Annotated in this window: 15 protein-coding genes; 12 read left to right on the top strand and 3 right to left on the bottom strand. The window is 37.8% G+C overall.

The window, feature by feature from the left end; all coding sequences use genetic code 11:
- Nucleotides 1-64 precede the first annotated feature (64 nt).
- Nucleotides 65-475 carry a DUF4293 domain-containing protein gene (locus AC58DT_RS02755; RefSeq protein ID WP_497215261.1) on the top strand — a complete coding sequence of 137 codons (411 nt, stop codon included), beginning with the start codon at nt 65-67 and terminating at the stop codon, nt 473-475.
- 149 nt (nt 476-624) lie between these two features.
- Here the strand turns inward: AC58DT_RS02755 and AC58DT_RS02750 are convergent, their stop codons facing one another.
- Nucleotides 625-1116 (bottom strand): metallophosphoesterase family protein, encoded by a 492-nt coding sequence (locus tag AC58DT_RS02750; RefSeq protein ID WP_497215260.1) that lies wholly within the window; start codon nt 1114-1116, stop codon nt 625-627.
- Nucleotides 1117-1263: 147 nt separating this feature from the next.
- Between AC58DT_RS02750 and truA the strand changes: the two genes are divergently transcribed.
- From truA to AC58DT_RS02735, 3 genes are read left to right on the top strand one after another with little or no spacing between them, the layout of a single operon-like run.
- Nucleotides 1264-2001 carry a tRNA pseudouridine(38-40) synthase TruA gene (truA, locus tag AC58DT_RS02745; protein WP_497215259.1) on the top strand — a complete coding sequence of 246 codons (738 nt, stop codon included), beginning with the start codon at nt 1264-1266 and terminating at the stop codon, nt 1999-2001.
- Nucleotides 1998-2693: a hypothetical protein gene (locus tag AC58DT_RS02740; RefSeq protein ID WP_497215258.1), complete on the top strand. Its 696-nt coding sequence runs from the start codon at nt 1998-2000 to the stop codon at nt 2691-2693. Before truA ends, AC58DT_RS02740 begins: the two co-directional genes overlap by 4 nt.
- A 28-nt stretch (nt 2694-2721) precedes the next feature.
- Complete coding sequence (locus AC58DT_RS02735; protein WP_497215256.1) at nt 2722-4488, top strand: ABC transporter ATP-binding protein; 1767 nt, start codon at nt 2722-2724, stop codon at nt 4486-4488.
- Nucleotides 4489-4490: 2 nt separating this feature from the next.
- Here the strand turns inward: AC58DT_RS02735 and cdaA are convergent, their stop codons facing one another.
- On the bottom strand, nt 4491-5264 hold the full coding sequence (gene cdaA / locus AC58DT_RS02730) for a diadenylate cyclase CdaA (RefSeq protein ID WP_497215255.1): 774 nt from the start codon (nt 5262-5264) through the stop codon (nt 4491-4493).
- A gap of 196 nt (nt 5265-5460) precedes the next feature.
- Here cdaA and AC58DT_RS02725 point away from each other — a divergent pair, with 196 nt between their 5' ends.
- Nucleotides 5461-6048, top strand: a complete 588-nt coding sequence (locus AC58DT_RS02725) for a phosphatase PAP2 family protein (RefSeq protein ID WP_497215254.1) — start codon at nt 5461-5463, stop codon at nt 6046-6048.
- Nucleotides 6049-6079: 31 nt separating this feature from the next.
- On the opposite strand, the gene folP is transcribed toward AC58DT_RS02725, so the two are convergent.
- Entirely contained in the window at nt 6080-6910 is an 831-nt protein-coding gene (folP, locus tag AC58DT_RS02720) for a dihydropteroate synthase (protein WP_497215253.1), read from the bottom strand.
- A gap of 132 nt (nt 6911-7042) precedes the next feature.
- Between folP and AC58DT_RS02715 the strand changes: the two genes are divergently transcribed.
- From AC58DT_RS02715 to prmA, 7 genes are all read left to right on the top strand, one after another.
- Entirely contained in the window at nt 7043-7597 is a 555-nt protein-coding gene (locus tag AC58DT_RS02715; RefSeq protein WP_497215324.1) for a DUF1599 domain-containing protein, read from the top strand.
- 37 nt (nt 7598-7634) lie between these two features.
- Nucleotides 7635-7892, top strand: coding sequence for a four helix bundle protein (locus AC58DT_RS02710; RefSeq protein ID WP_497215251.1), 258 nt, complete (start codon nt 7635-7637; stop codon nt 7890-7892).
- 148 nt (nt 7893-8040) lie between these two features.
- Nucleotides 8041-9750 carry a BT_3928 family protein gene (locus AC58DT_RS02705; RefSeq protein ID WP_497215250.1) on the top strand — a complete coding sequence of 570 codons (1710 nt, stop codon included), beginning with the start codon at nt 8041-8043 and terminating at the stop codon, nt 9748-9750.
- 6 nt (nt 9751-9756) lie between these two features.
- Nucleotides 9757-10833 (top strand): ABC transporter permease, encoded by a 1077-nt coding sequence (locus AC58DT_RS02700; RefSeq protein WP_497215249.1) that lies wholly within the window; start codon nt 9757-9759, stop codon nt 10831-10833.
- Nucleotides 10834-10870: 37 nt separating this feature from the next.
- Nucleotides 10871-11347, top strand: coding sequence for a TlpA family protein disulfide reductase (locus AC58DT_RS02695; protein WP_497215248.1), 477 nt, complete (start codon nt 10871-10873; stop codon nt 11345-11347).
- Complete coding sequence (gene tpiA / locus AC58DT_RS02690) at nt 11344-12093, top strand: triose-phosphate isomerase (protein WP_497215247.1); 750 nt, start codon at nt 11344-11346, stop codon at nt 12091-12093. Before AC58DT_RS02695 ends, tpiA begins: the two co-directional genes overlap by 4 nt.
- Entirely contained in the window at nt 12093-12926 is an 834-nt protein-coding gene (prmA, locus tag AC58DT_RS02685; protein ID WP_497215246.1) for a 50S ribosomal protein L11 methyltransferase, read from the top strand. Before tpiA ends, prmA begins: the two co-directional genes overlap by 1 nt.
- Nucleotides 12927-12936: the final 10 nt, after the last annotated feature.

Below are 12936 nucleotides of genomic sequence, written 5' to 3'. Positions count from 1 at the left end.
AAAACCACCGTTGTTTTTTTTAAAAAGAAACAGTATTTTTGCTGCGTAATTGAGTTTTTATAAAATGATCCAACGCATTCAAACCATTTATTTAGTCGTTTCTGCCATTATTATGGGAGCCTTATTTATGTGGTTTCCTGTGGTTCTGGGCGAAGATGGTTCCATAATTATGGAGCGCAATGAGCCTTTGGTTTTTGGATTAATATTTGTTTCTATCGCTTTGGCGATTATTTCAATTTTGAGTTTTAAAAAACGGCAGCTACAGTTTGTGCTCAACCGTTTGAACATCATATCAGACTTTGTATTACTGGGAGTTTTCGTTTACAGGTTGCTAACTTTATCCGGAGAGACTATTGTTTCAGAGAAGGGTATTGGGGTGCTTTTTCCCATCATTTCTATCGTATTTTTAGTGCTGGCCAACAAGGCCATAAAAAGGGATGAGGACCTCGTAAAATCTGTTGATCGTTTGCGATAAACCGATCTTGGTATATTAGTGCAAGACCCCTAAAGTATGCCAACTTTAGGGGTTTTTTGTTTTATAGTTAAACCCTTCTACTGCGCTCAGGGGGACATTAAAAGTTCAAAACTTATTTTCCCAAACCCCTAATCACTTTTCGCTAAAAATCATTTCTCAAATTCAATAACCTCCAGATTCTGGATTTTTTCGCCGTCAATTTCAAAACGTAGCATAGTGCGCACTTTTTGAAAACCATCTTTTCCCACGGCTCCGGGATTCATATGAAGTAATTTTGTGGTTTTATCGGGCATCACTTTCAGAATATGTGAGTGCCCACAGATAAAAATCTTCGGCGGATTGGAATAAATTTCATTCCTGATAGATGGATTGTACCTACCGGGATACCCGCCAATGTGCGTAATCCAAACATCAACCTCTTCGCACATAAAACGGTTGTGCAGCGGAAATTCCATCCGTGCTTCGGTGCTGTCAATGTTTCCGTAAACTGCTCTTAAAGGTTTTAGTTTTTTTATAGCGTCCGTAACCGAAAGATCACCAATATCTCCCGCATGCCACACTTCATCGGCCTGATTTACATATTTCAGGATTTTTTCGTCTATATAACTGTGTGTGTCGCTAAGAAGCAGAATTTTTTTCAAAGTTTGGTTATTACGTTATTTGGTTACTAAGTTAATGAGTTATTTGGTTAATGGATTGCTAAGTTATTAAACTCAGCAACTTTTAAACTCTTAAGCTTATAAACTCCTAAACTAAATTGTAATTTTGTCGATTCTGAAATAAAACAATTGCGATATTTTATAGAAATAGCCTATAACGGGAAAAATTATTTTGGATGGCAGCGCCAGCCCGAACAGATGAGCGTGCAAGAAGTTTTGGAAGAGAGGCTTTCCACTTTGCTTCGCGAAGAAATAAAACTCACCGGAGCAGGAAGAACCGATACTGGCGTGCATGCCAAACAGCTTTTCGCACATTTCGATAGTGATGAGATTGAAAATTTTGATGACTTTATTTTTAGAATGAATTCCTTTCTTCCGAAGGATATTTCACTAAAGAATATTTTTAAAGTAAAGCAAGACGCCCACGCCCGTTTTGACGCTGTTGAAAGGGAATATGAATATTTAATTTCACTTGAAAAAGACCCGTTTTCACAGGATTTTGCCTTTCAAATAAATAATAAACCAGATGTGGATTTAATGAACCAAGCCGCTGAAATGCTATTGTGCCATAAGGATTTTCAATGCTTCTCGCGCTCAAAGACCGATGTAAAAACGTACAATTGCACCATAGTGAAAGCCCATTGGGAAGCTAAAAATAATAGGCTTATTTTTACAATCGCCGCAGACCGCTTTCTTCGGAATATGGTTCGCGCCATCGTTGGGACGCTTTTGGACGTGGGTTATGGAAAGACTACTTTGGAAGATTTTCAAGCAATATTAAACAGTAAAAGTAGGGAAGAAGCGGGTGCTTCTGCGCCTGCGCACGGGTTATATTTAACTAAAGTTGTTTATCCTTACACTTTATGAGCATTGTAAATTTAATTTTTGTTTTTTTATTTTGTTTTTCTCTTCATTCACAGGAAGGTTTTAATGATTTAAAAGAGTATGGGTTAAGAGGTAGAGTTAAATCTTTTGAATCAACGTATTATTCGACTAAAGAAATTCAAGAAATGTGGATTATTGATACCTTAAAGTCAAAATCAAAAGTGGATTTTGATGAAAATGGGAATATTACAAAAATAGTCAACCTCAGTTTTTCAGAATCAGAATTAAAAATTGAAACAATAGAATTCCAGCGTGATAAAAATGAAAGAAAAATATCCTATAAAAAATATAATGAATATGAAGTTTTTGAAACTGGAACATATAAGTGGATTGATGAAAGAAAATATCAAATTAACTCTATAGATAGTTTTGGAATAAGGACAGAATCTGAATTTACCTTAACAAAGAATTTAAGAGATAAAAGCGGAACTACAGCTTATTTTGATAGTAAAAGCGGAGAATATTTGTTGACTTACAAATATGAAAATATTTTAGATGAATATGGAAATCTATTGCGTTCTAAAATTACATATGAACCTATTGACAAGTCTTCTATTATGATTTATGATGTTCAAGAATTAGATAGTATGGGAAATTGGATAAAAATAAATTTGTATTATGAAGATGAAGATTTTAGGCAAATCATGATACGAAAAATTGAATATTATAATTAGACATATTTAAATAAAAAGCCAAAAGTTCGTGTCAGAAACCACAGGAAACGCATTCGATTTTAAACTGTTCAAACGGTTGTTGGCTTTTACAAAGCCCTATCGCGGCATTTTCTATTTTGTAGCTTTTGCCGCAATCATAATGTCCGGTCTTGCCGTGCTGCGCCCTTATCTTTTGGAGTTGGCCATAGACAATTCTATGGTTCCAAAAGATGGTAACGGGTTTATGAAGTACATCATTTTAATGGTGGTGGTACTCATGCTGGAAGTTATTTTTCAGTTTGCCTTTATTTTTTACACAAACTATCTCGGTCAAAGCGTAATCCGTGATATGCGGCAAAAACTCTTCCGCTTGATGATGAGTTTCAAAATGAAATATTTTGATAAAAGTGCCGTGGGAAGATTGACGACCCGCGCTGTGAACGATGTGGAAACCATCTCAAGTATCTTCAGCGAAGGTCTTTTTATGATTATTAGCGACCTTTTAAAAATGATTGTTATTGCTGGGTTTATGCTTTACCAAAGCTGGCGACTGTCGCTGATAGTTTTTATTGTTTTGCCATTTATTTTGTATGCTACACGGGTTTTCCAAAAAGCGATGAAAGTTGCTTTTGAAGACGTTCGGAACCAAGTTGCGAATTTAAATACCTTCGTTCAGGAACGCATCACTGGAATGAAAATAGTTCAGATTTTCACCCGCGAAAAAACCGAGTACGAACGTTTTCGAGAAATAAATAAAGACCACAGAAAAGCTTGGATAAAGACTGTTTGGTACAACTCTATTTTCTTTCCCATTGCAGAAACGGCGGGTGCTGTGGCAACTGGTTTGGTAGTTTGGTACGGTGGTCTTAACGTTATTGGTGGCGGTTTTGTAACACTTGGTATTATTACAGCTTTTATACAATATGCCGAAATGCTTTTTAGGCCACTTAGGCAAATTGCTGATAAGTTCAATACCCTTCAAATGGGGATGGTTGCGGCAAACCGAGTTTTCGGTATTCTCGATACCAAGTCACATATCGCTGATACGGGAACCGTTGATTATACGAGTACTAAGGGCGAAATTGAATTCAAAAACGTACACTTTGGGTATAATGAAGATGAAGAAGTGATTAAGGGAATTTCCTTTAAGGCAAACCCTGGCGAAACTGTTGCCATAGTTGGTGCTACAGGAGCTGGGAAAAGTACCATTATAAATCTTTTAAACCGTTTTTACGAAATAAACAGCGGCGATATTTTAATAGACGGAATTTCTTTAAAAGATTATAAATTGGTGTCGCTTCGAGGGCAAATAGCTGTGGTTTTGCAGGATGTATTCCTCTTTGCTGATTCAATTTTGAACAATATCACGCTCAACAATCCAAACATTTCCGAAGAGGAGGTAATAACAGCGGCAAAGGAAATAGGCGTTCATAAATTCATCCAGTCGCTTCCTGGTGGGTATCATTATAATGTAAAAGAGCGCGGTAGTATGTTGTCTTCTGGTCAACGTCAATTAATTGCTTTTCTACGTGCCTACGTAAGCAAGCCAAGTATTTTGGTATTGGACGAGGCCACCTCTTCCGTAGATACCTATTCTGAAGAATTGATTCAAACTGCAACCGATAAAATTACCAAAGACCGAACTTCAATTGTAATTGCACACCGATTGGCAACCATCAAAAAGGCAGATAAAATTATCGTGATGGATGCTGGAAAAATAGTGGAAGAAGGCACTCACAAAGAATTGCTGAAACTTGAAAATGGTTTTTACAGAAATCTTTACGAAGTACAGTTTATGGCTGAAGAAGCTATTTAATGTTAGCTTAAATCTTTTTTCAAAATCTTAAATAACTCATCCGTATTTTCAAAAAGCACAAAATCGCCATCTTTTAAATAGGATATCTGACCGTTTTCTTCGGAAACTACTAAGCAAACCGCATCCGTCTTTTCAGTTATACCAACAGCCGCACGATGCCGAAGTCCAAATCGTAACGGTATTTTTTTGTCATTTGAAACTGGCAAAATAACTCGGGTTGCCGTAATTCTATTTTCTTCAATAATCATCGCCCCATCGTGCAGTGGACTGTTTTTGAAAAAAATACTCTCAATAATTGGTTGGTTTACTTCCAAATTCATTTCGTCACCAGTATTCTTTACAAAATCGAGACTATTGTTGCGCTGCAGTACAATTAGCGCGCCTGTGTGGGAAGCAGACATTTTTTTGCAGGCTGCAATGATTCCATTCAAATTGGTTTTAAGTCCTCCATCATTACTGGAAAATTTGAATTGTTTGAGAAATCTTCTTCGCGCATTAAAGTTTGTAGAGCCCAGCATCAACAAAAATTTGCGGATTTCAGGCTGAAAAACAACTACCAATGCAAACATACCAACGCCCAAAAAGCCACCGAGAATCTTGCTCAAAAGCTCCATTTCCAAAAGTTGGGTAACTACGTAAATGGCGTAAACAATGATAATTCCTACCAAAATATTGATGGCAACGGTACCTTTCACCAAATTATAGAGGTAATACAGTAGGAATGCCACCAGCACAATGTCCACAATATCTATAATCCGAATGTCGAGAAAATCCAAGGGTGTGCGTTTTTTTGTAAAAGTAGTTTAAAAATTCAAGCTTCAAAATTCAAAATTCAAAATTGAAGGTGCAAAATTGTCGGTTGGCAGTGGTTGCCAATTGGTTGAAAATTGAAACTAAAACTAAAAAATCAAAGAGAATTTCAATACTAAATAGCTGATTTTGTTGTTGTTAACTGTAGCTAATTTTCTGTTTATGAACGTGCCATTACGCTTTACTTTATTCCCTGTTTTTTTTGTTTTTCAAATCATTTTATCGCAAACTGTTGAGACGGACGATATGGGTTCGCACGAAAAATGGGAATATGTTTTAGAAGATACTGGAGACGTTTTACAACTTGCGCTGCCCTTAGCCGCGGGGATAACCACTGTTATTAAAAAGGATTGGCAAGGCACAAAACAGTTTGCCCTATCTTATGGAACCAGTATTATAGTTACGCATTCGCTAAAAAGAATAGTGCGTAAACAACGGCCAGAAGGTAGAAATCTTTATGATGCTTTTCCTTCTGGACACACCACTTCCGCTTTTTCGGGCGCTTCATTTATTCAACGGCGTTATGGTTGGAAATATGGCAAATGGGCATACGTATTTGCTGCAATAGTTGGTGTAAGCAGAATGGAAGGTCCGGATGGATGGCATGACATTTGGGATGTTTTGGCGGGAGCTACAGTTGGTATTGGCAGTACTTACATCTTTACAAAACCCTATGGAGCTAAACAACCTCAAGTTGGATTTAGCGCCAATAATGGTACTTATATAATTGGTTTTAAATTTCAATTTTAGAAGACACTAGCCTTTTTTTTACTACAATGTCTTATTTCCTAACAACTTCAGAAAATAGCTTGACACATTCAACCGCTTCCTTTACATCGTGTACCCTTAAGATTGACGCTCCTTTTAAAAGTGCGATGGTGTTGAGCGAAGTGGTTCCGTTTAATGCGTTGTCTGAGGAAGTTTCCAAGGTTTTATAAATCATAGATTTTCGTGAAATACCCGCTAAAATTGGAACTTTCAAATTTTGAAAAAGTTCCAGATTATTTAAAAGCTGAAAACTTTGTTCACGGGTTTTCGCAAAACCAAATCCCGGATCGGCAATAATATCGTTTATTCCTTCAGCACGGGCCATCGCAATTTTTTCTGACAAATTCTTTAAAACTTCAACGGTTACATTTTTATAATCGGTGAGTTTTGCCATCGTTTTGGGCGTGCCGCGCATGTGCATCAAAATGTAGGGAACATTCAGTTTTGCGACTGTTTTGTACATTTCGCCATCCAAAGTTCCTCCCGAAACATCATTCACGATTGCTGCTCCGGTTTCCACGGCTTTTTTTGCAACTTCACTTCGGAAGGTATCCACGGAAATCAATGCTTCGGGAAATCTTTTCAGCATACTTTCAACACTCTCAACAACTCTTCGAATTTCTTCCGTTTCTGAAATATCCTCAGCGCCCGGCCGAGTGCTGTAACCGCCAACATCCAAGAACGTAGCACCTTCGGAAAGCATTCTTTCGGCTTGCTTTAAAATTTCCTTTTCGGAAAACGTTTTTCCGCCGTCATAAAACGAATCGGGCGTTACGTTAATAATACCCATTACTTTTGGAATGGAAAGGTCTATAAGGGTGCCGCGGCAATTAAGGGTCTGCAATTTTTTAAATTTTTAATCATTCAAAATTCAAAAATTTTTAGTCAATGTGCCGATTGGCAAATAACTTTGAGCGTTCAACTTTGAACTTTGAACTATTTAAGCGAAATTTACGCAAAATCTTACACATCACTAATGGCCGATACTTCAAATCAATACAACGACCAGATTGAAAAATGCAGGGAGCTGTTTATCAAGAAAATGCACGATTACGGAAGTGCGTGGCGCATTCTCAGGCTTCCGTCCCTTACCGACCAAATTTTTATAAAGGCACAGCGCATCCGTGGTTTGCAACAAAATGCGGAGCGAAAAATTGAAGAGGACGAAACCAGCGAGTTTATCGGGATTGTAAATTATTCCATAATGGCGCTCATTCAACTGGATAAAGGCGTAGTGGAGCAGCCCGACCTGTCTTTGGAAGAGGCCACCCAACTTTACGATGAGCAGGTTGCGAAAACCAAGCAGTTGATGATGGACAAAAACCACGATTACGGCGAGGCGTGGCGTGATATGCGCGTAAGTTCGCTGACGGATTTGATTCTTCAGAAATTACTGCGCGTAAAACAAATTGAAAACAATAGCGGGAAAACCTTGGTTTCTGAAGGAATTGATGCAAATTATCAGGATATGATCAATTATGCGGTTTTTGCGCTGATTCATTTGAATGACAATTCGTTACCGCATAATTAAAATTCCAAATTTTAAGCACCAAATTCCAAGAAAAAATATGGATTCAAAATTTGATTTAGAGGAAAGAACTTTTCAGTTTGCCAATGATTGTCGTAAGATGATGAGTTCTTTAAAGTTTTCCCCAGCTAACGTTGAAGATGGAAAGCAATTAATAAAATCCTCGGGTTCAATTGGAGCCAATTATTTTGAAGCAAATGAAAAATTAGGTGAGAAAGATTTTGTTTTCCGTCTGAAAATTGCAAGAAAAGAAGCAAAGGAATCACGTTATTGGTTGCGGTTATTAAAAAAATGGTAATCCTGAAATAGGGGAGATAGAAAGATTAGTAAATGAATCGGAAGAACTTAGAAAAATACTTTCCGCAATAATTAAAAAGTTTGAGTAGCCCCTTGGAATTTGGTACTTGAAATTTGGAATTTTTAAAAATGATTAGAATTTTAAATATATGAAATACTTAGTAGGAATATCACGAATAATTGTCGGTGTACTTTTTATAATCAGCGGATTGATAAAACTGAACGACCCCGTTGGCTTTTCATTTAAGCTCAAGGATTACTTCGCGCCCGAAGTTTTGGATCTTGGGTTTTTGGTGCCTTATGCTTTGCTGATAGCAATATTTGTCGTCATTTTTGAAGTGCTGCTGGGCGTGGCATTGCTATTGGGTTACCTTAAAAAATTCACGCTTTGGGCCTTGTTGCTGATGATCGTGTTTTTCACGTTTCTCACATTTTATTCGGCCTATTTCAATAAGGTAACCGATTGCGGCTGCTTTGGCGATGCCATAAAACTCACGCCTTGGGAATCTTTCACAAAAGATATCGTGCTCCTAATTTTGATTTTGATTCTTTTTGTGGGAAGAAAATATATTCAGCCGTTTTTCACAAAAGGGATACGCAGTATTCTCATATTTGCATCTTTCGTTTTCTGTCTCGGAATCACCTATTATGTTTTGTTGCATCTACCGATAATCGATTTCCGTCCGTATAAAATTGGTGCGAATATTAAGGAAGGAATGACCGTTCCCGAAGATGCGCCAGGCCCTATTTATGAATATAAGTGGAAATTCAACATTAATGGCGAAGAAAAAGTTATCACTACAAACGGCGAATATCCACAGGTTGACGGCGAATTGATAAGTACCGAAACCGAAATGATACAGGAGGGCTACACCCCGCCAATCCACGATTTTACGATGGAAAGAGATGGCGAGGATTACACCGAACAATTTTTAAATGAAGAAAATTTAGTGGTTGTGATTGCATACAGTTTGGGCAATACCGAAAAGGACGGTTACATTCCTATAAAAGAGGTGACCGATAAAGCCTTAAAAAATGGTTACAATGTGATTGGTCTTTCGGCTTCTTCACAGGAAATGACCGAAGCTTTGACGGAAAAATATAAGTTGAATTTCAAATTTTACTTCTGTGATGAAACCACGCTGAAAACCATCGTCCGCAGCAATCCGGGAATTTTGGAATTGGACAACGGAACCATAAAACAAAAACTGCATTGGAATGATGCTGAAAAACTGGAGCTCCCAGAAGTTGAAAACGCAAAGCCAAAGTTGGATCTCTCCTTGAAACAGCGTTTGGACAGCATTGCAGTTCTGGACCAAAAATACCGCACGCTGATGCAGACAAAATCTTTGGAAGAAAGAAAGAAATTGGGTGAAAGTATGGGTCTTTCCGAAGCTGAATACAGCGGGGATCTTTCGCAAATGCAAAGTGTTTTGGATAGTGTAAACATGGTTTTTATTGAAAAATATTTTATTCAAAAAGGCTATCCGGGCAAATCTGTAGTTGGTGAAGAATCAAGTCTTGTTGCGTGGAATGTGCTACAACACAACCCCGATAAAATCCCACTTTATTTGCCGTTGGTGAAGAAAGCTGCTGAAGCTGGGGAAATTCCTAAAACTTCTGCCGCTATAATGGAAGATCGCTATTTGATGATGGAAGGAAAACCACAAGTTTACGGTACACAGGGAATGACTTACGAGGATGCCCGAGGCTCTTTTATCTGGCCGATTGAAAATCCCGAAACTGTAAACCAGAGAAGAAAAGAGGCAGGTTTTGAAGAAACCATTGAAGACTATGCAAAAGTTCTTTTTGGCGATGATTACGTATATCAGCCACGCACTATGGAACAAATAAACTAAAAAATCGTGGCGAGCTACATACTTCAAAAATTGGGTTATGCGTTACTAACGTTGTTTGGGGTTGTAACTGTAATTTTTTTATTGTTTACAATACTTCCCGGCGATCCCGCTCGCATGATGCTCGGCCAAAATGAAACCGCGGAACAACTTGCCGTTGTAAAAAAGAAATACGGTTTTGACCAGCCCGTTTCTGTGCAATATGTAAGATATTTAAATGATTTATCGCCAATATCCTTTCACAGTAAAAATCAGAACGATTACACTTTTCTTTCCGAAGGAAAATACAATGCGGCAAAATTATTCTCTGTCGGAAATACAACCGTGGTTTTAAAAACGCCCTATTTACGCGAATCCTTTCAAAAGAACGGAAAGGAAGTGAGCGAAGTGATTGCCGAAACACTTCCAAATACCTTTATTTTGGCTGTTTCTGCCATTATCATTGCAATGATTATAGGAGTTTTTTTGGGAATTATCTCCGTGCTTTTCAAAGATGGGTTTGTAGATAAAATGATTCAATTGGTCAGCACTTTTGGAATGAGTATTCCGTCTTTTTTCAGTGCGATTATCTTTGCGTGGATTTTCGGTTTTTTGCTTCACGAATACACAAATTTGAATATGACCGGAAGTCTTTACGAGGTTGACGATTTCGGCAACGGAAAATACATTCAATGGAAAAATTTAATACTCCCGGCCATTGTTTTGGGAATCCGTCCATTGGCAGTTGTGAGTCAATTGATGCGCAATTCATTGCTTGAAGTTTTAAACCAGGATTACATTCGCACGGCAAAAGCAAAAGGACTTTCCTTTTATCAAATTATAAAAAGACATGCATTAAAAAATTCTTTAAATCCTGTAGTTACAGCAATTTCAGGCTGGTTTGCCTCAATGCTCGCGGGCGCTGTTTTTGTGGAGTACATTTTCGGATGGAACGGTTTAGGGAAAGAAATTGTAAATGCTTTAAATACCTTGGATCTGCCAATAATTATGGGAGCTGTATTGGTGATCGCAACTTTGTTTATTATAATCAATATTTTTGTGGATATAATTTACGGATGGCTGGATCCGAAGATTAGTCGGCAGTAATCAGTAATTTTGTATCAGTTTCAAGTATTCAAAAATCATGAAAACACTAATTGTCTTAATTTTATTTGTGACTTTTGCGCAAGCCCAGCAAAAATCCTTTTCCGAAGCTGCATTGAACGAAAAGTTTTTTTCTGAAAATAATGTGGAAATAAGCTTTTCAGAAATACTTCAACAGTACAAAGGGAAAACCGTATTTATAGACATTTGGGCCAGTTGGTGCAAGGACTGTATCGTGGGAATGCCGAAGGTGCAAAAGCTTCGCGAGGAAAATCCTGATGTGGTTTTTCTTTTTCTTTCTTTGGATAAAGAAACGGAAAGCTGGAAAAACGGAATTGAAAAATATGGTGTTGTGGGCGAAAATTATTTTATACCCGAAGGTTGGAAGGGCGATTTTTGTTCTTCCATAGATTTAGACTGGGTTCCCAGATATATGGTTGTGAATCCCGAAGGAGAAATTAGCCTTTACAAAGCCATTGAAACAAACGATGAAAATCTTTTAAAAGCATTGAAATGAGAAAAAAAATAGTAGCTGGAAACTGGAAAATGAACAACGATTTGGCCGAAACTGAAATGTTTTTGGTAGAATTGAAAAAGCAGGTGTTTCCAGAAAATGTGGTAGTTATAATTGCTCCGCCCTTTACCAATTTAAACCATACGTTCAGGTCTTTGCGCGAACATCCTGTAATGATTGCTGCCCAGAATATGCATCAGAGCGACGATGGAGCTTTTACGGGGGAGATTTCTGCAAGAATGCTGAAAAGTGTGGGCGCAAATACTGTTATTTTAGGCCACAGCGAAAGACGTGCTTATTTTAAGGAAGACAGCGCCATACTTGCCGAAAAAGTGAATACCGCACTCGAAAATGAAATGGACGTCATTTTCTGTATAGGCGAGGAATTGGAAGACAGAAAAAAAGAAAATCATTTCCAATTGATAAAAACCCAACTTTCCGAAGGGCTTTTCCATATTTCAGACGAGGCTTGGGAAAACTTAGTTATTGCTTACGAACCCGTTTGGGCCATTGGCACTGGCGAGACTGCCAGCCCTGAGCAAGCGCAGGAAATGCATAAATTCATCAGAAAAACCATTGCTGAAAATTATTCAAAAACAATAGCCGATAAAGTTTCAATCCTTTACGGCGGAAGTGTAAAACCCGACAATGCTTCCGAAATCTTCGGTCAGGAAGATGTTGATGGTGGCTTGATTGGCGGGGCTTCGCTAAAGGTTGAAAGTTTTATGAAAATTGTAAATTCATTTTAATGTCGCAAGTTTATATCAGCTATGATTTTAAAGTAAGTCCGCTCCAGCCTGCTACCGAAATCCTAATTGCAGAATTAGGGTACGCGGGTTTTGAAAGTTTTGTGGAAACCGAGGAGGGCGTCACTGCTTATATTCAAAAGGAAGAATGGAGCCCAAATATTTTGGAGGAAATAAATATTCTCGATTCGGACGAATTTAAAATCGAGTTTACTTTTTCAGAAATAGAACAAATTAACTGGAATTCGGAATGGGAAAAAAACTTCGACCCCATTGAAGTTGATGGAAAATGTACCGTTCGCGCGCCATTTCACCCAAATAAAAACTTTGAATACGAAATAGTAATCGAGCCCAAAATGTCCTTCGGAACTGGCCATCACGAGACTACTTTTATGATGCTGCAGTTTATTTTGGAAAATAATTTTGAAGAAAAATCTGTGCTGGATATGGGCTGCGGCACTGCAGTTTTGGCAATTTTAGCCGAAATGCGCGGCGCTTCAAATTTGGATGCCATTGATATTGACGAGTGGTGTTTTGAGAATTCATTGGAAAACATTCAAAGAAATGACTGTAAAAATATCTCAGTTTATTTAGGCGATGCTTCGCTGTTGGATGGAAAAAAATATGATGTTGTTATCGCCAACATCAACAGAAACATTCTATTGAACGATATGGAAGCTTACAGAAAATGTTTGGCTAAAGACGGAGAACTTTACCTAAGCGGCTTTTATAAAGAAGATTTGCCAATTATTACAGAAGCTTGCAATAATCTGGGTTTTACTTTCGTTGAAAACAAGGAGAAAAACAAATGGGTTGCAGCTAAGTTTAAAATTTAGTAAATTTCAT

This window comes from Aequorivita sp. CRS11 (assembly GCF_059693805.1).
The sequence above is the reverse complement of the archived record's forward strand: the minus strand, read 5'-3'. Positions and strand labels throughout refer to the sequence as shown.